This is a genomic window from Paenibacillus paridis, assembly GCF_006345825.1.
Lineage (GTDB): Bacteria > Bacillota > Bacilli > Paenibacillales > Paenibacillaceae > Pristimantibacillus > Pristimantibacillus paridis.
Map to the genome: position 1 here is coordinate 168,409 of NZ_VCIX01000088.1, position 21,071 is coordinate 189,479.

The window sequence follows — 21,071 nt, forward strand, 5'->3', positions numbered from 1 at the left end:
CCGTACGGATCAACTCTCCATACAGCTTGTAATTATTGTTGTTCAAGCGTGTCAGGATATACGATCGTATCGAATACTTCATTCGTTGCTTGATCCTTCATATGAATAGTGACCTTGAGCGCTTCTGATTCCATTCCGCTAAACGTCTGATACATCATAGCAGAGATGCTGATTGCGAGAGCCGCGAAGCTATCCATGCTGGATTGAAAGGCTTCTTTATCTACAACAAGAGTAAATTCCGAGAAGTTTTTATCGTATTCAATGTCCTTGATTGAGGCGAAGTCTTCACCGCTTTTAAGGCTAGTCATGCTTTCCTCGACGGTAGCTGCTATGTCTCCAAGCATCTTTTTGTAAACTTTATTCGTCATCGTATACGTATAAGAGCCATCCTCATTACTCGTTACTTCCTTCACGCCTTGTTTTTTTGCATTTTCAATCACCGTAGCGGGTTCTGCCTCATTAAAAAAGGTTGAGGGGAGAGTGAGCGTTGTGGTTAGCAGTCCCTCGTCAACTTCAACTGTCCCTTTGGCATCATCAGTGTTTTCCTGTGCGACTTCAGTTGCTGGCTGGCCCTCTTCCACTTGAGGCGCATTCGTATTTACCTCTTCTTTTTCTGCATTTGAACAGCCAGATAAAATCAAAATAGCACTAGCCACGATTACTAACGTTTTTTTCATACAAATTCCCCCATATATTTCGTCTATTCGACTACTATATACTAAACTAAAGTATACATGCGATAAGAAATTTGTCGTTAACGGAGAAGGAGATGTGCTGATTGAACAACAATAATAAGATCATCGACTATTGTTTGAAGAAAAAAGGGGCGACGAAGGAGTATCCCTTTGGTCCTGATGCCATGGTGATTAAAATTGCCGGTAAAATGTTCGCGCTTATTTTTGAGGACAAAACGGATGATTATCGCTTAAACCTCAAATGTGACCCGGTGATTGCTGAAAATTTGAGAGAGCAGCATGAGGCCGTTCGACCAGGCTACCATATGAACAAAAAGCACTGGAATACGATTACCCTCGATGGGTCTCTGCCAGTTGAAGATATCTTTTCTATGATTGACCACTCTTACGATTTGGTTGTTAAAAGTCTTTCTAAGAGCGTCAGAGAATCAATCATCGGAACTGAATGAACGGAATTGCCTATAATTTGCCCACAGGAACAAGCGTATTGCAGTGAAAAATGGGGTATACCATACTTCGTAATGCGCATTGTTCCTTTAACATGCCCTAATCTTAGTTTGTTTAATAGACAAACTAAGTTGAGTCGTGTTATCCTAAATGTAAGCACTAACAAAAATAATGAATTCCGTGAAGGAGGATTTTGTTTTTATGAGCTATTTCAAAAACATTAACGCGATCCAATTTGAAGGTAAGGGCTCGGACAATCCGCTTGCATTCAAACACTACGATCCAACTCAAGTAATTATGGGCAAAACGATGGAAGAGCACCTTCGCTTCGCGGTTGCTTACTGGCATACATTTAACGCTAACGGAACAGACCCGTTCGGCGCACCTACGATGGTTCGCGGCTGGGATCAATATAATGGACTTGACCGTGCGAAAGCGCGCGTGGAAGCCAACTTTGAATTTTTGAATAAATTGAATGTTCCTTACTTCGCGTTCCACGATGTGGACATCGCACCAGAAGGCGAAACGCTGCAAGAAACGAACAAAAACTTGGATGTTATCGTTGCTCTATTGAAAGACAACATGAAATCTTCCGGCAAAAAGCTGCTTTGGAACACGGTTAACATGTTCTCGAACCCGCGCTTCGTGCACGGTGCAGGAACTTCGGTAAATGCTGATGTTTATGCTTATGCAGGCGCACAAGTGAAAAAAGGCCTTGAAGTTGGTAAAGAGCTTGGCGCAGAAAACTATGTATTCTGGGGCGGCCGTGAGGGCTACGATACGCTTCTGAACACAGACATGGGCTTCGAGCTGGATAACCTTGCTCGCTTGTACCACATGGCGATCGCTTACGCGAAGGAAATTGGTTTCGACGCGCAATTCCTGATCGAGCCTAAGCCGAAAGAGCCAACGAAGCACCAATATGACTTTGATGCAGCGACAACGATCTCATTCTTGCAAAAATACGGCTTGAAAGATCACTTCAAGCTAAATCTTGAAGCTAACCATGCAACGCTTGCAGGCCATACGTTTGAGCACGAAATCCGTACGGCTGCGATTAACGGCGTGTTGGGCTCGCTTGATGCGAACCAAGGCGACCTGCTGCTTGGCTGGGATACAGATGAATTCCCGGTTGATCTCTACTCAACTACACTAACGATGTTTGAAGTATTGAAAGCCGGCGGTATCGGACGCGGCGGAATCAACTTCGATGCGAAGGTTCGTCGTGGATCATTCGAAGCGGAAGATCTGTTCCTGGGCCACATTGCAGGTATGGACAGCTTCGCTTGGGGCCTGAAAGCAGCCGCAAAATTGACGGAAGAGAAAATTCTCGACAACATCGTGGAAAACCGTTACCGCAGCTTCAAAGAAGGCATCGGCGCAGAAATCGTTTCCGGCAAAGCTACGCTTGCTTCGCTTGAGCAGTATGCCTTGCAAAACAACCCGATCAAAAATGAGTCGGGCCGCCAAGAACGAATCAGCCTTATCTTGTCCGAAGTTATTTTCAGCGTTTAAGCCCGGGAGGACTGCAGGCAAATGAGCTATGTTATTGGTGTGGATTTAGGAACAAGCGCCGTTAAGGTGCTGCTCGTGGACAAGAACGGTACGGTAGCGGCGGAAGCAACTCGCAGCTACCCGCTGTTCCATGAGCATACAGGCTGGAGCGAGCAGCGCGCGGACGATTGGGTTGACGGTACGGTTGCTGCGCTTCGCGAGCTGACTGAAGCAGAAGGCATTGATGCGGCTGCGATTGAAGGGATTAGCTTCTCAGGACAAATGCATGGATTGGTATTGCTGGATGGCGAGGGCAATCCGATCCGCAATGCCATTCTGTGGAATGATACCCGCACGACAGGGCAATGCCGTGAAATTGAACGCACGCTTGGCGACAAGCTGCTGAGCATTACGCGCAATCCGGCGCTGGAGGGCTTTACTCTGCCGAAGATTTTATGGGTTCGCGAGAATGAGCCTGAAGCTTTCGCCAAGGCACAGCTATTCCTGCTGCCGAAGGATTATCTACGCTATCGCCTAACGGGCGAGCTGCATATGGATTACTCCGATGCGGCGGGCACGCTGCTGCTAGATGTAGCCGGCAAAGCATGGAGCGAAGAGGTGCTTGCTGCCTTTAACCTTCCGGCAAGCTTCTGTCCTGCGCTCGTAGAGTCACATGGCCTTGTCGGTACGCTGCTGCCGCAATATGCGGAAAGCACGGGCTTACCCGCTGCAACCAAGGTGTTTGCGGGCGGAGCTGACAATGCATGCGGAGCGATCGGCTCTGGCATTTTATCTGAAGGCCTTACACTCTGCAGCATCGGCACTTCTGGCGTTATTCTCTCTTATGAGAATGACAAGTCGAAGGATTTTGCGGGCAAGGTGCATTTCTTCAACCACGGCAAAGAGGATTCGTTTTATGTGATGGGCGTTACGCTTGCGGCGGGCTACAGCTTGAGCTGGTTCAAGAAAACATTTGCGCCAAGCGAATCATTTGATCAGCTATTGGAAGGCGTAGGCGCTGTAAAACCGGGAGCTGGCGGACTATTGTTCACTCCGTATCTAGTCGGCGAGCGGACGCCGCATGCAGACGCGGTTATTCGCGCGAGCTTTATCGGCGTTGACGGCTCCCACGAGCGCATCCATTTTGCCCGTGCGGTTATGGAAGGCATCACGTTCTCGCTTAACGAGTCGGTCGATATGTTCCGTAAAGCCGGCAAAACGGTCGATACGATCATTTCCATTGGCGGAGGCGCGCAAAATCCGGCATGGCTGCAAATGCAGGCGGATATTTTCGATGCCAAAGTTGTAGCGCTTGAAAATGAACAAGGACCTGGCCTTGGAGCCGCTATGCTTGCGGCTTATGGCGCGGGCTGGTTCGATAGCCTGGAATCATGTGCGGATAAGTTCGTGAAGCATGCGGATTCCTATTCTCCGCAACCGGAAGCGGTTGCCGCTTACAAAGGCATCTTTAAGGTATATCAACAGGTATACGAACAAACACGCGGTTTAAATGAGGCGCTTGCGCCTTATCGCGGATAGGCATGTTAGAGTTTAAGGACGGTTATTCTCCGCGGAGGATAACCGTCTTTTTTATGATTACCGCTTTACCTCTTATAGCTGCTCCATATAGTTTCGGGCCTAACTCCCAGTTCTCCCGCAATGAGTTCAGCGGTTAGACGCTGCGGTTTTTTGATTTTGCCATTGCGGATCTTCGAAATGGTCGTCAGTGAAATCAGTGTGGACTGGGCGAGCGAGGTGACAGATATGTTTTTGCTTAGCATTAGCATGCGCAGCTTATACGAGGGATCTTCCTCTTGATTGTGGAGATGCAGGCTGGTAAGAATGACAACGAAGTTTTTGAAGCTGCGGTTGCCATTGTAGAAAGGCTGAATAACCGCGTCAGCGCTGTAATAGCGATCGCCAAGCTTAAGCTGGAAATCTGCAGTTTCCGGCGTTCGGTTGTTTTTGGCATATTCAAATATCCGTTTTAGCTTGCCTCGCTCATGCTCTGCAACGAGATCGAAGATGGATTGATTCACATAGGAGGAGGACGGCTGCTGCACAGGGGCGTAATAATGCTTAAGGCTTAAAATAGTGTATCGATCATTGGCGATAAGAGAGACCATGATTTTGTTTTGGGTAATATATTGATCGATCCATTTGGATTCGCGCAGATCCTTGCAGATAATAACGTAGACGATGCGGTCAGCCTCTTGCAGCTTGCGGCAGGACATACGGACGTCGGCAGGGGTGGACGCTTTGGTGATCAGCTTGCATTCAAGCAGCGGAGAGATTGCGTTCTCCTCTGCGAGTTGGATCACGGCTTCTTCGAAGGCAATTCCCGAATCCTCCGTGGTTATGATCGTCGAGGGATCAAGCGTGATCAAATCGGATTTCTTGAAGCCTGAGAATGCGGTAAAGGCTTGATTGACATCGCGTATCGACCAAAGGGATTCGTCGGACTCGACGATAAGCATAGGATCTGAAAGTAAATAAAATAAATGATTCATCGATGACACCGTCCCATCAGTTAGCGTATATCAAACAGTATGTTATAATTATGTCATAAAACCTAACATTTTTATATAGCTAATTGTGAAAAAATAATGTCCGGCAGCAAAATGAACAGCACCTCATGAAAGTTTTGCCTTGGGGCATGCTATACCAAACGTAGGGAGGATGATGGAATATGGCTGGTAATTCCGCTTTGTTATTTGATTTTAATGACGACCAGAGCGCGGCGCTTGCTTGCGAGACACTGCGCGAGCTCGGTTATGAGACGGTGCTGCATGAAGGGAGCCGAATGCATGTCCATTTAGCGGGAAGCGACTTGACCTCAGCGCTGGAGATTGCACAGTCCCATGGCGGGCAGCTTGCCGAGCAGACTCAGATTGACAGTAGCGCCGTAACGGACAGCGCGTATGCCCTTGATGCGATTGCGATTCCCGCCCATATGGTTAATGAGGACTGGGTTGCCAATGAGGGGCATGAGGAGCTGCCGGACGGACTCGCTAATCGAGACGATGACGCGGACTACGAGGGCGAGTTTCTTCCTGATCCAGGTACGTACGGTTATTTCTCCGGAGACGTGCGCATTTAGCGATAACGGGGGCCAAATACAGAAGGGGTTGTCCGGAAGGCGAATAGCCTTTTGTGACAACCCCTTTTTGGAATAAACAAAATAAGAATAAACTCCGCGCTGCTACCAATACAAAAAAAGTATCCAGTCTCAGCGAGCGAAACGGATATTACCGTCCCAGGACTGCGTTTAGGCCAGCGGTATAACCGGTCGAGAAGGCTGCCGTAATATTGTAGCCTCCGGTATAGCCGTGTATATCGAGAATCTCCCCGCAAAAATAAAGGCCGCTCATCCGTTTCGATTCCATGGTCTTCGGATCAATTTCTTTCAAATGAATGCCTCCTCCCGTTACGAAGGCGTCTTCAATGGAAAGCGATCCGTATACTCGAATCGGAAAATGCTTTATGAGCTGTGTCAGGGCTAGCCATTCTTGCTTTGGAATATTGTCAAAGGTAAGGGAGTCCTGCAAGCCGGCTTTCTGCAGCAGTATGGGAATCATTTTTTCAGGCAGATAGCTTTTTAGCACATTTTTGATCGTTTTCTTGGACTCAGCCTCGGCGAGCCTCAATGTCTCACGATATACATCGTCCTTGCTTTTGCCTGGCATAAGATCAATGGCAACCTCGATGTTGCCCGTGCCAAATTGCTTGAGCGCCTTTACCACAAACTGGCTGCAGCGCAAGACAATGGGGCCGGATAGTCCGAAATGGGTAAACAGCATATCCCCCTCATGCGAAATCAGCTGCTTTCCTTTGGGGCTCCATACGGAAAGAGCGACGCTGCGCAGCGACAAGCCCTGAAGCTCCTTGCTCGTAATGAAGGGCTCATTCGAAGTGAGAGGAACCTCAGTAGGAAACAGCTCGGTTATCGTATGGCCGGCTTTCTCTGCCCAAGCATAGCCGTCGCCGGTTGAGCCCGTCTGGGGCACGGATTTGCCGCCTGAAGCGACAATGACGCTGGTGCCTCGGAAAGTTTCACCTGATTTAACGCGAACGCCAATCACTTTTCCGCCATCATACATGATATGATCGACAGGAGCGTTCAACACGATTTTCACGCCTTGCTTGCGAACCTGGTTAACCAGTGTATCGACAACGGTTTTGGCTTTGTCCGTGACGGGGAACATCCGGCCGTTATCCTCTTCTTTCAGAGCGATCCCGAGGTTTTCAAAAAAAGCGATGATGTCTTTGTTGTTGAAATTCGAAAAGGTGCTGTGCAAGAAACGGCCATTGCCGGGAATATGCTTGATCAGCTCGTCCAAATCTTTATTATTGGTCACATTGCAGCGGCCTCCGCCGGATATGCCGAGCTTGCGTCCCAACTTGTCGCCTTTATCGAGGAGCAGCACGTTAGCGCCATCCTTGCTCGCGGCAATCGCGGCCATTAAGCCTGCGGAGCCGCCGCCAATTATAATTGCATTATACTGCATCGTTTTCCACCTGCTATATTATTAGTAGACTTAATAATACCATATAATGAAAGGCGGCGTTCTGATGCTTCGTGAGGAGTGGAAAATGGCCGGGGCCAAAGGTGCCTCATTGTTTCTGAGGGAGTGGAAGCCGGAGTCAACGGATATAAAAGCGGTTGTCTGCCTTGTGCATGGCATGGGGGAGCATGGCGACCGCTACAAGCATGTCGCGGCACGTTTCGCAGAGGCGGGGATCGCGCTGATTGCGCTTGACCAGCAGGGTCACGGCCGCTCCTCCGGGAAGCGGGGGCATTTGCCTTCACTTGGCGCAGCGGCGAGCGATGCCGCTTTGATGATTGAAGCAGCGGGACAGCGCCATCCCGGCATTCCTATATTTTTGTACGGCCACAGCATGGGGGGAAATGTGGCATTGAACAGCGCGCTGCGCCTCCTGCCGCCTATCAGAGGGCTTATTCTCACGAGTCCGTGGCTAAGGCTGGCATTCGCGCCAAACCCCGCAGTCGAGTGGGTAGGGCGCAGGCTTGCGGCCGTGCTGCCAACGATGCATCAATCCACAGGTTTGAACCCTGCCGATTTGTTTCGGCCAGGCTACGCTGATGCGGCTCCAATCGTTGAAGATCCCTTATGCCATACGAAAATTACGATCCAGACTTACGTAGAAGTTACAGCCGGGGGAGAGTGGGCTTTGGCCCATGCCGACCAGCTCCATGTTCCTTTGTTGCTCATGCATGGAACTTCCGATCGGGTCACTTCGCTTGAAGCGAGCGGCATATTGGCCGGCAGTCTTGGAAAACGCTGTCATTTTGAACGGTGGGAAGGCGGGTACCATGAGCTGCATAATGATTTGGAGGGCGAGGACGCCATTCGCACGATCATAAATTGGTTGATGGATCAATTGTAAAAACATGCCTTTTATGTTTTAATCGGAGTAATAGGTCATCTTAAACGGGAATGTTTGTTTAATCATCATAATCAAATTTGTGGCATGCATTTGGAGCGCGGGTAGGGGGAAGCGATCTTAAGTGTTAAAAGAATTGCTGTTACAATTTATCGTATCCTTATTGCCGGTGTTCGCTTTCCAGCTTTGGTCCCATAAAGAGCAGAGCTGGACGAGAATGCCGGTCTTTATGGGGATTTTTTGTGGAGCATCCATGCTGTTGTGCATGCTGAGCACATCCAACGTACTTGGCTACGATGTTGATTTTCGTCTTATTCCCTATTTGATTGGTTCACTTTATGGGGGATTGCCAACGCTTGTCATTTTGACGGTCATTTATGCAGCCGTAAGAATCCCAATGCTGGACAGCGGCTGGGAAGCGGTTAGCTTCATCATGCTGCTCATTGTATTTATACCGCTTGTGCTGCTTTCTGTTCGTCCTTTTAGTCGAGCCTCTGCTTTATACAAGGAGAGGAAGGGCTTACTGCTGATGTCGGTATTTATGCTTTATTTTGTCATCAGCATGATTGGGTTCATTAGCTATAGCGACGTTTCATGGTCGTTTATTATGGTCGTGTCGCTTATCGTAGCAGTAATGGCGACCTTGACGGCAACGTGGCTGTCTATCTTTATGATCGAGAGCGTGAAGGAGAAACAGCTGCTGTATAATGAAGTCAAGAGGGTCTCGGCAAATTATCACAACGAGGCGGTCAAGCTCCAGCAATTTATAGATGAAACTTCATTTGGCGTCATCGTGGTTGATCACGACGGAAGGATCACCCATTTTAATGAAATGGCCAAAAAGCTATTTTCCCTTCATTCTGAATATACCAGCGCTATGCAAATATTAGGCTCGTCCTTTCCAGAAGTATTTCAGATCGGTCAAGAGGATGCCTGTGTCAAGCTGCTGAATCAAGCGCTCGATGGCGAGAAGGTATCGCTGGTTCCCTTTGTAAATAATGAAACGATGCTGCTGCTAACAACGATTTCGCTGCGCACGTCGTTAAATGATAAAAATGCGGGTGCGGCGCTCATTGCGCAGGATGTGACCGAAATTCGCCATTTGCAGGACGAGGTGGGGCGGATGGAGCGCCTAAGCTTGGTTGGCCAGATGGCAGCGAGCATCACGCATGAAATTCGAAACCCGATGGCGGTCATTCGGGGCTTTGTTCAGCTCATTCAGGAACGAAGCGAAAAAAACCAAGGAGAATATTTTCAAATTATTATCGATGAGCTTGATCGGGCGAATATGATTATTAGCGATTTTTTGTCCCTTGCCCAAAATAGGGTGCTCAAAATGGAGCCGACTTCCTTGCATGCGATTATCCATGAGCTGATTCCGCTGCTGATGGCGGATGCGAATTTGCGCGGGCAAACGATTGAGGTCAGCCTGGCAGAGTCCATACCGCTTCTCATGCTGAATGATAGGGAAATTAAACAGTTGTTTCTCAATATTGCCCGCAATGGGATGGAAGCGATGGGGGATCATGGTACGCTTCGGATTAAAACCGTCAGTTTTGGGGAAAAGATCGAGCTGCGGATCTCAGATCAAGGCGTTGGCATTTCTCAGGAGCAGATGAAGCACTTATTTGAGCCGTTTTTTTCAACGAAAACACAAGGCACAGGGCTCGGTCTGCCTCTCTGCTTAAGTATTGCCGAACGGCATAATGGCCGCATCGACGTGGAGTCCGAGGAAGGCGAAGGAACTACGTTCATCGTTACTTTTTTTCTAGCTAAGGAGCACGCCGCGATACCGGATTTCGCGATTTGAATAAAAACGAGGCAACCATAGGCTATAGATAGATAATATTAAAGATGGACAGGGTCAGGCTGCCTTAGGATTTATAAGGAAAGGTGCGGTTGCGCATACTACTCTAGCAAGATAACCGGCCAAAGCAGCTGGAGAGCATGACGGGAGGAGGGCAAAGCCATGACGGAGCACAATGAACAGAAGGACCGTTCGGCTGAACAGACGCAGCAAGCAGCGAAAAATACAGCCGGCAAGAACAGCAAGTCGCCAGAATCGGAAGGTTTCGATAAAAAACTAGATGGGCCAAATCGTCCTTCCATCTAGCGCGGAGGTGTGCCAATGACTGATTCCACGCATGAGGGAGAGCCACCGTATGGCGATGATCCGGCGCTTGATCCTTACGAAATTGAGTTTTTGCCGCAGTTTCGGCATGGGCGCGGCAGCCGTGCACCATATGTGAATCAATACGGCGTTGTAATCGGTGACCATGAATACGAATCTCCGAATTCGCCTCTGTCGCAATGGAGCGAGGATACCGATCCCGCTATTATGGCGGGCGATGAATGGGTGCATCCGTTTAAGGATGTGGGCTTTTTAACGGCGGATAACCGAGATATTTTTGAAAAGGGCCAGTCACCGCAAGGCGGCATATTTACACATCCTGACAAAAATTCGGCATACGGCCTCGATGAGCCGGGCACACAATCGGATTAAGCTGCAAAAAGAACAGCCGGAGCGGCCGCTCCGGTTGCTTTATTTTGACTACGGACGGTATAATAGTAGCTAAAATAAAGTAATTAAAGGAGTGTGTTTCGATGTCGATGTCATTCGAACGATACATGTTAGATATGGTGCAGCCTATGCGGGACGATCTTACTCGCATTGGCATTCAGGAGCTTCGCACACCTGAAGAAGTAGAAGAAAAATTGCCTAACGCAAAGGGCACAGCACTTGTCGTTATCAACTCGGTATGCGGCTGTGCTGCAGGCCAGTGCCGTCCAGGCGTAGCGGACGCGCTACAGCATGATATTACTCCTGATCATCTCTATACGGTGTTCGCAGGTCAAGATAAAGAAGCAACGGCGAAGGCTCGTGAATATTTCGCTCCATACCCGCCATCTTCCCCATCGATCGCTTTGATGAAGGATGGAGAGCTAGTACACTTTATTGAGCGCCACCAGATTGAAAATCGTTCGGCATCGGATATTGCAGCCGATCTGTCTGACGCTTTCGATCGGTTTTGCCGCTAAACGGGACGGTGACTATGAGCCTACAACAAGAAATTATTGAAAGACTAGGCGTGAAGCCAGAAATCGATCCGGAAGTGGAGATTCGGAAGCGGGTCGACTTTTTGAAGCAGTATGTTCAGCAGTCCGGCACGACAGGTCTGTTGATTGCCATTAGCGGCGGAATTGACAGCGCGGTAGCGGCAGGACTGTGCAAGCGTGCTACGGATGAGCTAAGCTCTGAAACGGGCCGCGAGTATATGACGCTAGGCGTGTTCCAGCCTTACGGGGAGCAATCGGATATCGCTGACAGCTACGCCGTAGCCGAAGCTTTTCAATTGAAGCACCGTGCGGAAACGAATATTGCTGAAGCGGTTGACGAGATTGCCATCGAAGTGGAGCACAACTTTAAGTCGCTTGGCATTCCGCGCCACCTGAGCCGCGGTGGCAAGGGCAACGTCAAGGCAAGAACGCGGATGGTTATGCAGTATGCGCTTGCTTTCGATCTTAATCTGCTTGTCGTAGGCACGGATCATGCATCCGAAGCAATTACCGGCTTTTATACGAAGTGGGGCGATGGCGCTGTAGACGTTACCCCTCTTAGTACGCTGAACAAACGCCAAGTGCGTCAATTAGCCTCCCATATCGGCGTTCCGCAAAGCGTATTGGATAAAGCGCCAACGGCTGGCCTATGGGATGGACAAACCGATGAGGATGAGCTTGGGATCACTTACGGCGATAACAGCGATTACCTCGAAGGCAAGTCGATCAACGCTGAGACGCGCGAGAAGCTGGAGAAGCAATATTTGAAAACCGAGCACAAACGCTCCCCGATTCCGGGTATTTAAGCAGCTGCCTTGGTTTGGTTACATGATGAGGACTGCCCTGCTGCCGAGTGATCGGTGCAGGGCAGTTTTTTTTGAAAATATTAGAAAGGTATATCATATACAAATGAACCGATGGGAGAGCAGCCGATGAAGCCGATTCGAAATTCCGCGAAAGCGGTCATTATCGCCGATCAGCACATTTTATTAACGAAAAATCAAGATTCCGACGGTTATTTTTATTTATTTCCCGGCGGTGGACAGGAAAAGGGCGAGGAGCTCAGCGACGCGGTCATCCGCGAATGCATGGAGGAAGCCGGATGCAAGGTCGCTGTTCGCGGACTGCTGTTTGTCAGGGAGTATATTGGCAAAAACCATGAGTTTGCGGACTGGGATAGCGATACGCATCAGGTGGAGTTTTATTTTGAATGTGTGATAGAGTCACAGGAAGAAAACTTCGCTGGCGCAAATCCGGATGCCGATCAAGTAGGCGTGGACTGGGTGGCGCTTAGCGAGCTGGATAATATCAGAATTTATCCACGAGGACTGGTGAAGCAGCTTCAAACCGGGGTGTACAAACCCTGCTACATAGGCGATTCAAATTAGTGCAGTCATTTTGGGGGAAATGGGCTGTGATGCCTACCCGTTTTTTAGTTGGCATAAGAAGGTGAACTCAGGATGAAAGCTAGATTACCGTACTTATTAGCATTTCTTATCACGATGATTCTTGGTTATAGCTCGAGAAGTTTTGCTGCGATGCTTCCAACGTTTGTCGCAGAGCATTTTGGAGATGCGCTGTGGGCTGGCATGATTTATTTTGGCTTTCGTTTCGTTTGGGTTGCTAAGAGGCTTGGCATTGCCGTAATAGCCAGTTTCGTATTTAGTTTTGCCATTGAGACCAGCCAGCTCTATCAAGCGGATTGGATTCAGGCCATTCGAAGTCATCCGTTAGGGGCGTTGGTGCTGGGGAACGGGTTTTTGGCGCTGGATTTGGTAAGGTATAGTGCCGGCATAGCGGTGGCATGGTTCATCGATAGCTGCATTCTTAACAAGCTGGTGCGAAAAAAATCATAATGATACAAGTTGAACGAAAGAAATGAAGTTTAAGTGAAGCGAGGAAAACGTTCTGGTGAAACGAAGGGTTCGCTTTTGCAGCCGGAATTTTACCTTAGGAGGTTGGAGATTGAAATAGATCTATTTTTTAGACCTATTCCGAGTAAAGCAGCCAGTTTGGGAGAAATAGGTCTACTTTTTAGATCTAATTGGCTCCGGAATGACGTTTTAGAGGGAATTCGGAGGTTTGAGATTGAAATAGATCTATTTTTTAGACCTATTCCGAGAAAAGCAGCCAGTTTGGGAGAAATAGGTCTACTTTTTAGATCTAATTGGCTCTGGAGATACGGGGAAATTTAATTAAGCTTATCCCGTTCTAAAAGTGGGGAGCTGTCTTGATGGTTATGGATATTAGCCTTACAAGACAGCTCCTTTGACGATTAATTTAGTTGTTATACCAGGCGAGGAAAGCATCGGCAACCGCCGTGCCTGCCAGGCCGTTCGGGTGAGGGTCATTATGCGGACTCATAAACTCCGGGCGCAGCAGCTGGTCGTTTGGCTTCGCTTGCCCAAGCACTGCGGCGATATCGAAGACGCCGGAGACACTGTTGGCAGCATCGCTCCGAATCCAGTTATTTACGGTGCGCCAGACTGTTTCCTGCTCACCTGCAAAGTTGAAGGCTGGAAGAGTACACAGCCAAAGGACAAGCCCGGGCTTTTGGCTAGTGAGCAGGCTAATGATTGTAGTCAGGTCTGCAATCAACTGCTCGGCGCTCCGATTGGCAGTACCGACATCATTTACCCCGATACAAAGGATCACCTCATCACCGTGTAGCGCTTTGGACAGCCAGACGCTATCCTCCACCAAGTCATAGGCACGTGCCCACCCGCTGCCGATATTCCACACGCCTGTGTCTGTTCCTAGACTAGCCGCGATTTTGGCGGCCCAGAAGGCGTACCCGTCCTTCTCCGTTCGAACGCCTTGCGTAATGGAATCACCGAGGAACACAAGCTGCTTAGAGGTGGTTTTCTCATATGCGATCAAGGAAGGCAGCACCTGACGATTGCCGGCGCCTTCATAACCATCGGCAGAAGCTTGCTTGGCGGCATCTCCCACCGCTTCAAATGCGCTGGCGAGCAATGTCTCCGTATTGAATGGCAGTCCTTCGCTCAAGCCATCAAGCGTAATCGCCCAGCTGAAAGCCAGAAAATGGCCGTCCGGCACATGAATTGCGGACGCATCGCTCCAAAACTGCTCGCCCGGCCGTACATCCTTGGAGGGAGAGCCGGCAAACGTCAGCGGACGCTCGGTACCTGCAACGATGCTGCCATCTGGCTGTTGTCCGCCATCGGCGATGAAGCAGGACTCAATACGCCAATGGCCGCCTTGGTCACTAGCATTGGATTCGGAGCCATCTGCCCAGGTCGAGTCAACCGTGTTGCTGTGCCAGAACTTGATTTGAAGCTGTCCAAATTCCCGTGGCTGGATGTACGTACGAAAGGTGATTGTCGTTTTTTCGCTAAATCTTGCTATGAAATTGCTTGCGCTTGAGAGTGAGGTGATGGATGTATATCCGCTTTGCAAAGCATTCAGCCCCTTAACCGATAATGAAGCGTCTTCTCAACGAGAGACGGCATATCTTACAAAACTATCATTTTTTATGATAGAAAACAATGTAGAGGTTTCTCTTGGAATTGAAATTATATATGATAGTAAGAAAAATATGCCACTCGAGGGGATTTGCGAGATGGGCTTCAAAGCCAGAAAAGACGAAATCATCCGTTTGATTGCAATCGCAGCGCAGGACCAACCGCTTTTAAGCAGCGGATTATGGTTCCATCACGATATACGCGACAACTTTTATTATGCCTCCTATCTATTCTCTGCGGCGCTTGAAGAAGGGGAGAAGCTTCCTTTCGAGGCTAGCGCCGCCAAACAAAAGGCAGAAGGTGTTCTCCTTGAAGTGCTTCAGCTTCAGGATCGGAATGAAAGCAGCGCGACCTATGGCCATTGGCCGCTTCATCTAGGTGAGGATCCGCGGAAGGCAGCGCCACATCCCCTGCCAGTTGAGCTAATGGGCAGCCTGATGGCTTTCTTTGCGAGCCGATACAGCGGGCAGCTTAGCGAAGCGCTTGCTTCAGCCTTTGATACGGCGCTCCTTCATGTCTACCGAAGCGGGTTCTACCGCCAGACCAATACGTTCGGCCATCACGATGCCAAATATACGGCAGCTAAGCTGATTTTTGGACAACGATTTGCAGATGCGGAGCTGCTGGGGGATGGCCACGCCAACCTGAGGCTGACCTTAGCCCATGTTCGCAAAGAGGGCATGTCGGAATACAGCAGCCTGCCGTGGTTCTGGCATTGGGTGCAAGCCTTTACCTGCGCGTGGCATATGTTGGATGAACGTTCGATTCAGACGGAGCTTGCCGATTTGCTGGATTATCTCTGGTGCGAGCGGGCTGATTTTTATTTAAAAGGGACGTGGGCAGGGGCGCATTGCCGCGGACAAAAGCATGATATTCCGCTCGATGGGAATGTCCTGTTCGATTACGTGCAGTTTGGCGATTTCGAGCTTCCGCTTGCTCTTCCCCGGACGGAGTATGCCGGATTCCTTTATTATAAGGCTCCTGAGCAAGCGCTTAGGAAAGCGATTAATCGAAGCCGGCCGTCCGAGGTGAAAAAGACGGTTACCAAGCGCTCAGAAGCGGGTGCGGTCCATTTGCACAGTTATGCGTATATAACAGCCAACTTTGCGGCAGGCGGGATGTGGGAGCGGTACGAGGAGTTTGACAACGAGCAGCACCGCTGGGATATTACATTGCCGCTTGGACAGCAAAACGGCGTGAATCAAACCTATTTCTTCCATCCGTCTGATCCGTATGCTGCTGAGGATGCGAGGCATCAAACCGGCTATACGGAGGTCTTGTTCCATAAAAATGCGATTGCAGCGCTATATCCGCTGCCCGAGCATGCTTCTCATACCATTATAGGCGTGCTGCCGAAGGCGGACTGGCAGGAGGAGCTCGGCTTACTGCTTGCGAAAGTGGGGGGAGTTTATTTAGCTGCCTATATCATGCAGTCATACGTACTGGAGCAGCTTCCCGATCGATGCCTAGTTACAAGCGAAGCGAAGCATAATGGCGTCGTTATCGAAGCTGTAAGCGAGAAAGATGCAGAAGAAAGCGGCATAGCAGACTTTGCGGCATTCCAGATGAAAGCAAGAAGCAATGCCCCTTTATGGTCAACCAATCTTGCGCTTGGCGTGAACTATATGGCATGGGACGGCACCGCTCTTGAGCTGATTGTAGGGAAAGACGGAACAAGCACCAAAACAATCAACGGACAGGCTGTCGATTTCAGCGGATATTGTAAATAATAAAGTCTTAAATAACAAAGACGTTCCATACTGGCCGCAAATTCACATATCGTTCACAGGCGCGTAGCTCTTACGAGTCATGTGCCGAGTCTCCTCCATTGATACAATTTGTACAGTTAATTCAAATCGATGGAGGTTTTATAAAAATGATATTTCGCAAAAAGTTAGTAGGCGCAGCCTTGGCAGCTGTTCTAGCGCTGGGCACGGCAGTACCTGTATTCGCGCATGACGGCTGGAGCCAGACGAGTGCTCCAATTGTTGCTCAAGGCCAGGTGTCTTACGTTGAGCTATTGTACGGAAACCATTCCAATGAGCATAAGAGCTACCGTATTGATGGTCAATGGGGAAATACCTCTAAGGTATATGTCACCACGCCTGCTGGCGTAAAATCGGATATCACAGGCACTCGTTTTTATGTAGGGGAGCCTGCGACTGAAACAACCCCGGCATTGAACAACTATTTTGTTGCATCCTTCAAATCGAACGTTCCCGGCGCTTACATTATCTCTACAGAGGCGGATAGCGTGTATAAGGGCGCAGATGCAGCTAGCCGTACTCTTCGCAGCGCAAAATCATTCGTCGCGGTAGGGGATATACCTGTCCTTGATCGGGTTAAGGCACTTACGGGCTTCTCGAAGCAAGTCAGTCCTGATCGTGCCGAGTTGGTTCCAAAGTTCAATCCAGCTGCGGTTACACCGGGCGAGGTAGTATCCATTCAATTGCTCTTAAAGGGAAAACCGCTCGCAGATACAGCCATTGATGTCATTCGCCGCAGCAATTCGGAGGCTACAGAGCTGAAGTCAGATGCCAAGGGTATGGTGTCCTTTACAACAGACGCAGCCGACTACTACCTGGTTCGTGCCAAGCCGAGCACAACAGAAGCTGTGGAAGGCGAATACAGCACAACCAACTATGAGGCGACAATGACGTTCACGGTACAGAACAAATCAGTGAAGCTTCCGGGTACTGCATCCGGCACCAAACCTCATATCTATGTCAATGGCACCGTAACGGCTGTCAGCAGCTTGACGATTGCGCAAGGGACGACCAAAGTAGATGCATCCTTTATCAAACAATATGTTGACGCTGCTTACAAGGGAACAGGTCTTGTAACGCTTCGTACCGCTGCAGAGGCGGCAGGCGCCGTCGTTGAATATTTCCCAGCAGTGGGCGCTAATCCGGCAGCGGTTGCGATTTACACGAAATAGGGCTTTTAGATGAAAAAGCTGATTAATTGTATAGCAGCATTGATTATGATATGGGCATGCCTGCCGAGCTTCGTCTCGGCGCATGCCTATGTTGCGCAATCGACACCTTATCAGGATGCTGAGCTGTCGGAGCCGCCATCTGCTATACGCATTAAATTTACGGAGAAAATCGATTCGAAGCTAAGCAACGTGTCTCTTCAAAGAGTCGACGGCGGGTCGGCGATTAAAGGAGAATTAAGCGCTGAGGACGATCAAACGCTAATCTATACGATTCCCAAGCTCAGCAAAGGAATCTACGAAGTCAGCTGGCAGGTGCTGTCGCTGGATACGCATCTGACCGATGGAACCTTCCAGTTTGCCGTAGGCGTCAAACTGGTACAGACCAAGCCGGACGATACGGTTTCCTTAGATGGAAGTAATAGTGAAGGGGCGGGAACCCGGCCAACAGCGACGAATAAGCCCGCAGCGACGGCGAAGCCAGCGGCAACCTCGAAGCCAGCGGCAACGAAAGCGCCAAACGTGACGGAGAAGCCTGCGTCGACACCAAGCGAGACGCCAAACCAGGCGCCTTCTCCAGCTGTGTCCCATACGCCGGACTCTGTGCCGGGCACAACTTCTAACGAGCCGGAAGCAAGCACGCAGCCTGTGCTGCCAGCAGATAAGGATGCAGCTGCTGGGCCAACCCCAGAAGGCTCAGCTATCGGTAATGAGCCAGCTTTTGATAATCCCACGGTTACGGGTAGTCAATCACAGGAGCCTGCTGCTGACGATGAAAGTGGCCCTGTGGACGAAGCGCCTCCGACTGCGACAGATGATACGGCAGCTGTAGGAGCTCACAGCGGTCATGGCGGAAGCGGTCAGAACGGTACTGATGAGCATGAACATAAGGGAGTGCGCCCGGCTACGATGATTGTACTGCGGGTGCTTGATGTCCTCGCTGGCGTATTTGTGGCAGGCATCTTGTTTTTCCGCTACGTCATTTGGAGAGAGGATGCGGATGCGGCTCCTTATGGTTTTTCGCAGGCGGCTGAGAAAATGGTCATTTGCGGAGCAGGAATCATTTGGCTGATATCCGGCTTAGATCGCCTGTCTACCCTCTCGGAGCAGCTAGATGGCGTATCTCTGTATGCACTGGCTAGCGGAACGATGATTGGCAAGGTGGCGGCATTGCGGCCGGTGCTTGCCATCCTTATCCTTTTGCTGGCGTTCGCACCTGTCCGTGAGCGGGCTTGGGCAAACCCGCTCAAATTTGCCGTTGCTGCGGCAGTGATCGTCTCCTTCCCCCTGACGGGGCATGCTTATGCCTCATTAAATGGTGCGGCACTGGCCATAACCGCGCATGCGGTCCATATGGGGGCTGCAGCGATTTGGTTCGGCGGTCTTGCCGGGCTATTGTCACTTACCTTCCATTCGGGTGGATTGGACCGATTGAACCAGACGGCTGCACGCTTCTCTGTATGGGCACTGCCGAGTATGGCATTTATCTTAGTCAGCGGTATATGGCTTTCGGTTGCGAGGCTCTCCGGATGGAGTCAATTGATCGATACAGACTACGGCCAGCTGATTTTAGCTAAAATCATCTTCATGCTGCTGGTTCTTGTTATTGCTGCGCTGCATAAGTTGGTCTTTATGCCCAGGATCGCTGAGAAAGGTGCTTCAAGAGGCTTGCTCATCGGTGTGAGGGCTGAAGTGCTCCTTGCGGTTGTACTGTTTGTGCTGGCCGGCTGGCTGTCTTCGACTTCACCGCCGGAAGCGGCTGCAGAAACGAAGCTGACTGAGCCGATATATTGGCATGTCATGGGTGAGAAAGCGCATATGAGCTTGCGAATCTCAGAAGACGGAAAATCGGAACAGCAGGCAGCCAGACTCGATGTATGGCTGCCTGAAGAGATGGGAGCACCCGTATCTGTGGCGGCAGCCTTGCAGCTTGACGGCGAGGGATCTGGGGCAGGAGAACGCCAGATAAGCATTCCATTGAAACTTGATCCACCGGCTCTTGAAAAGTTTGAGTTTCCAGGCTTTAAGAAGTACACCTACAGGGGAGTCGGTGATTTTGTAGAGGATCGCAGGGAAGGCATGCTTTTGGTGGACATTCAGGATGAGGCGGGCAACAGCTTTCATTATGAGAGGGAATTAGAGTCGCTGCTTCTGGAATAAACAATAATTGAAGGCCATCGGCAACGTCTGGGACAGCTTGACTTCGCTTCTAGCATCTGCTAATCTCACTTTCAGGGAAAAGGCGGGTGTTAGCATGATCATCGGCATCGGAAATGATTTATCGGATATTTCGCGCGTCGCTAAAGTGTTGAGCGGGAGTGCGGGTAGACGCTTTATGCAGCGTGTGCTGTCCGAGGGTGAGCGGGAGCTTGCCGGGCATTACAGCGGCGAAAGGCTTCATCAATTCGTAGCCGGGCGGTTCGCAGCGAAGGAAGCGGTTGTGAAGGCATTTGGCTGTGGAATTGGCCAGGTGATGGGCTTTGCCGATATTGAAATTTTACGCGATAGCTGCGGCAAGCCCGAGTGCGGCTTGAGTGAAGCCGCTTGGGAACGCCTTGGTTTAAGCTCCAAGGATGTAAAGATTCATGTGACGATCACGCATGAGCGCCAGCTTGCCTCAGCTTTTGCTGTTGCGGAGCGAATATCGCAGTAACCTTTTGCCTATACTTGGAATGTAATATACCAAGCAGGCAGGTGAGAGGGGATGGCGGCATTGAAGGAGCAGCGGCAGCAGAAAACGAAGCGTCGTTTCAAAACGGGACAATGGGTCGAATATGATGGCTTGTATTCAGACGACTGGGGCGGTGATCTGGTGCTGGTGCAGGGCGATCTGTTTCCAATGCACCCCCAAATGGGCGAAACCCACTGGACATACGCCGGCCAATCCGCTCTGCATTACATGAAATCTCCAAAAATCAACGGTCACCATATTGGTTATTGACTTAAATAAGCTTTCCAATTAAGAAAAAAGGATGCCAGCAGCAACGTCTGCACGGCATCCTTTTTTGTTTATAAATGGAATTTAACTGGCGCTTATGATGATTACTTCTTGCTGGCGAGCCATTCAGCCAATCCGGCGATTTCCTCAGCCGTGAGCTTATCTTTGAACGGTGGCATGGACCCTTCTCCCTGCTCAATTTGCTTTGTGATATCCGCTGCGCTCATCCGTTCGCCGACCTTTTGCAGATTCGTTGACGGACCGATGCGGCCTTGAAGCCCGGTGCCGTGGCAGCTTACGCAGTTGGCTTTGTATACGGACATAACCTCGCTTGGCCCGTCTAATGCACTTTTAATTTCGGTGGAGTTTTTGCCGCCGCCGCAGCCCATAAGAGCGAGCAGCAGGATAGCGGTGACGATTAACGGAAGGGATCGATTAATAGACATTAAACATACCTCTCTTTTATTGTTTAATATGGGAATAAAAGGAATGTATAATCTATCCTTATGGCTACCATATGAATTTGAAACTTAAATTCGTATAATAGAGTAGGCATAGGATGGTTCATAGCGAGAATATCATTCATTATATCGCAATTTTATCTACAGGAGAAT

At 49.8% G+C, this 21,071-nt stretch carries 22 protein-coding genes; 17 read left to right on the forward strand and 5 right to left on the reverse strand.

All coding sequences use genetic code 11. The annotated features are described in order from the left end of the window. Window positions 1–32: 32 nt before the first annotated feature. Window positions 33–677 carry a flagellar basal body L-ring protein FlgH gene (locus FJQ58_RS17840; protein ID WP_139995852.1) on the reverse strand — a complete coding sequence of 215 codons (645 nt, stop codon included), beginning with the start codon at window positions 675–677 and terminating at the stop codon, window positions 33–35. Window positions 678–778: 101 nt separating this feature from the next. Between FJQ58_RS17840 and FJQ58_RS17845 the strand changes: the two genes are divergently transcribed. The 3 genes from FJQ58_RS17845 (at window position 779) to xylB (ending at window position 4,175) form a co-directional block, all read left to right on the forward strand. Then, entirely contained in the window at window positions 779–1,144 is a 366-nt protein-coding gene (locus FJQ58_RS17845) for an MmcQ/YjbR family DNA-binding protein (RefSeq protein ID WP_139995854.1), read from the forward strand. Between the two features lie 199 nt (window positions 1,145–1,343). Further along, a complete protein-coding gene (gene xylA / locus FJQ58_RS17850) occupies window positions 1,344–2,657 on the forward strand; it encodes a xylose isomerase (RefSeq protein ID WP_139995856.1) in 1,314 nt (437 codons plus the stop codon). A gap of 21 nt (window positions 2,658–2,678) precedes the next feature. Beyond that, the gene (xylB, locus tag FJQ58_RS17855) at window positions 2,679–4,175 is read left to right on the forward strand and encodes a xylulokinase (RefSeq protein ID WP_139995858.1); all 1,497 of its coding nucleotides are present in this window, start codon (window positions 2,679–2,681) and stop codon (window positions 4,173–4,175) included. Between the two features lie 65 nt (window positions 4,176–4,240). Here xylB and FJQ58_RS17860 read toward each other — a convergent pair whose 3' ends face one another. Further along, window positions 4,241–5,146 carry a helix-turn-helix domain-containing protein gene (locus FJQ58_RS17860; RefSeq protein WP_139995860.1) on the reverse strand — a complete coding sequence of 302 codons (906 nt, stop codon included), beginning with the start codon at window positions 5,144–5,146 and terminating at the stop codon, window positions 4,241–4,243. Between the two features lie 179 nt (window positions 5,147–5,325). On the opposite strand from FJQ58_RS17860, the gene FJQ58_RS17865 reads away from it, so the two are divergent. Further along, window positions 5,326–5,736 (forward strand): hypothetical protein, encoded by a 411-nt coding sequence (locus tag FJQ58_RS17865; RefSeq protein ID WP_139995862.1) that lies wholly within the window; start codon window positions 5,326–5,328, stop codon window positions 5,734–5,736. A gap of 148 nt (window positions 5,737–5,884) precedes the next feature. On the opposite strand, the gene FJQ58_RS17870 is transcribed toward FJQ58_RS17865, so the two are convergent. Next, on the reverse strand, window positions 5,885–7,144 hold the full coding sequence (locus tag FJQ58_RS17870; protein ID WP_139995864.1) for a BaiN/RdsA family NAD(P)/FAD-dependent oxidoreductase: 1,260 nt from the start codon (window positions 7,142–7,144) through the stop codon (window positions 5,885–5,887). 64 nt (window positions 7,145–7,208) lie between these two features. On the opposite strand from FJQ58_RS17870, the gene FJQ58_RS17875 reads away from it, so the two are divergent. The 8 genes from FJQ58_RS17875 (at window position 7,209) to FJQ58_RS17905 (ending at window position 12,955) form a co-directional block, all read left to right on the forward strand. Next, the gene (locus FJQ58_RS17875; protein WP_162341556.1) at window positions 7,209–8,045 is read left to right on the forward strand and encodes an alpha/beta hydrolase; all 837 of its coding nucleotides are present in this window, start codon (window positions 7,209–7,211) and stop codon (window positions 8,043–8,045) included. Between the two features lie 121 nt (window positions 8,046–8,166). Then, window positions 8,167–9,852: a two-component system sensor histidine kinase NtrB gene (locus FJQ58_RS17880; protein WP_139995868.1), complete on the forward strand. Its 1,686-nt coding sequence runs from the start codon at window positions 8,167–8,169 to the stop codon at window positions 9,850–9,852. A 159-nt stretch (window positions 9,853–10,011) separates the two neighbouring features. Beyond that, window positions 10,012–10,155 (forward strand): hypothetical protein, encoded by a 144-nt coding sequence (locus tag FJQ58_RS32595; protein WP_202915285.1) that lies wholly within the window; start codon window positions 10,012–10,014, stop codon window positions 10,153–10,155. Between the two features lie 15 nt (window positions 10,156–10,170). Continuing rightward, window positions 10,171–10,545 (forward strand): DUF3905 domain-containing protein, encoded by a 375-nt coding sequence (locus FJQ58_RS17885; RefSeq protein ID WP_139995870.1) that lies wholly within the window; start codon window positions 10,171–10,173, stop codon window positions 10,543–10,545. A gap of 101 nt (window positions 10,546–10,646) precedes the next feature. Continuing rightward, window positions 10,647–11,081: a BrxA/BrxB family bacilliredoxin gene (locus FJQ58_RS17890; RefSeq protein ID WP_139995872.1), complete on the forward strand. Its 435-nt coding sequence runs from the start codon at window positions 10,647–10,649 to the stop codon at window positions 11,079–11,081. 14 nt (window positions 11,082–11,095) lie between these two features. After that, window positions 11,096–11,905, forward strand: coding sequence for an ammonia-dependent NAD(+) synthetase (nadE, locus tag FJQ58_RS17895; protein ID WP_139995874.1), 810 nt, complete (start codon window positions 11,096–11,098; stop codon window positions 11,903–11,905). A 126-nt stretch (window positions 11,906–12,031) separates the two neighbouring features. After that, window positions 12,032–12,487, forward strand: a complete 456-nt coding sequence (locus FJQ58_RS17900; RefSeq protein WP_139995876.1) for an NUDIX domain-containing protein — start codon at window positions 12,032–12,034, stop codon at window positions 12,485–12,487. A 72-nt stretch (window positions 12,488–12,559) separates the two neighbouring features. Beyond that, window positions 12,560–12,955 carry a ribosomal maturation YjgA family protein gene (locus FJQ58_RS17905; RefSeq protein WP_139995878.1) on the forward strand — a complete coding sequence of 132 codons (396 nt, stop codon included), beginning with the start codon at window positions 12,560–12,562 and terminating at the stop codon, window positions 12,953–12,955. A 424-nt stretch (window positions 12,956–13,379) separates the two neighbouring features. Here FJQ58_RS17905 and FJQ58_RS17910 read toward each other — a convergent pair whose 3' ends face one another. Beyond that, entirely contained in the window at window positions 13,380–14,519 is a 1,140-nt protein-coding gene (locus FJQ58_RS17910) for an SGNH/GDSL hydrolase family protein (RefSeq protein WP_139995880.1), read from the reverse strand. A gap of 163 nt (window positions 14,520–14,682) precedes the next feature. On the opposite strand from FJQ58_RS17910, the gene FJQ58_RS17915 reads away from it, so the two are divergent. From FJQ58_RS17915 to FJQ58_RS17935, 5 genes are all read left to right on the forward strand, one after another. After that, a complete protein-coding gene (locus FJQ58_RS17915; RefSeq protein ID WP_139995882.1) occupies window positions 14,683–16,314 on the forward strand; it encodes a hypothetical protein in 1,632 nt (543 codons plus the stop codon). A gap of 146 nt (window positions 16,315–16,460) precedes the next feature. Further along, window positions 16,461–17,522: a DUF4198 domain-containing protein gene (locus FJQ58_RS17920; protein ID WP_139995884.1), complete on the forward strand. Its 1,062-nt coding sequence runs from the start codon at window positions 16,461–16,463 to the stop codon at window positions 17,520–17,522. Between the two features lie 9 nt (window positions 17,523–17,531). Continuing rightward, window positions 17,532–19,679, forward strand: coding sequence for a copper resistance CopC/CopD family protein (locus FJQ58_RS17925; RefSeq protein WP_139995885.1), 2,148 nt, complete (start codon window positions 17,532–17,534; stop codon window positions 19,677–19,679). A gap of 94 nt (window positions 19,680–19,773) precedes the next feature. Beyond that, entirely contained in the window at window positions 19,774–20,172 is a 399-nt protein-coding gene (acpS, locus tag FJQ58_RS17930) for a holo-ACP synthase (protein WP_139995887.1), read from the forward strand. Window positions 20,173–20,223: 51 nt separating this feature from the next. Continuing rightward, complete coding sequence (locus FJQ58_RS17935) at window positions 20,224–20,460, forward strand: hypothetical protein (RefSeq protein WP_139995889.1); 237 nt, start codon at window positions 20,224–20,226, stop codon at window positions 20,458–20,460. Window positions 20,461–20,561: 101 nt separating this feature from the next. On the opposite strand, the gene FJQ58_RS17940 is transcribed toward FJQ58_RS17935, so the two are convergent. After that, complete coding sequence (locus FJQ58_RS17940; protein ID WP_139995891.1) at window positions 20,562–20,903, reverse strand: c-type cytochrome; 342 nt, start codon at window positions 20,901–20,903, stop codon at window positions 20,562–20,564. Between the last annotated feature and the right edge of the window lie 168 nt (window positions 20,904–21,071).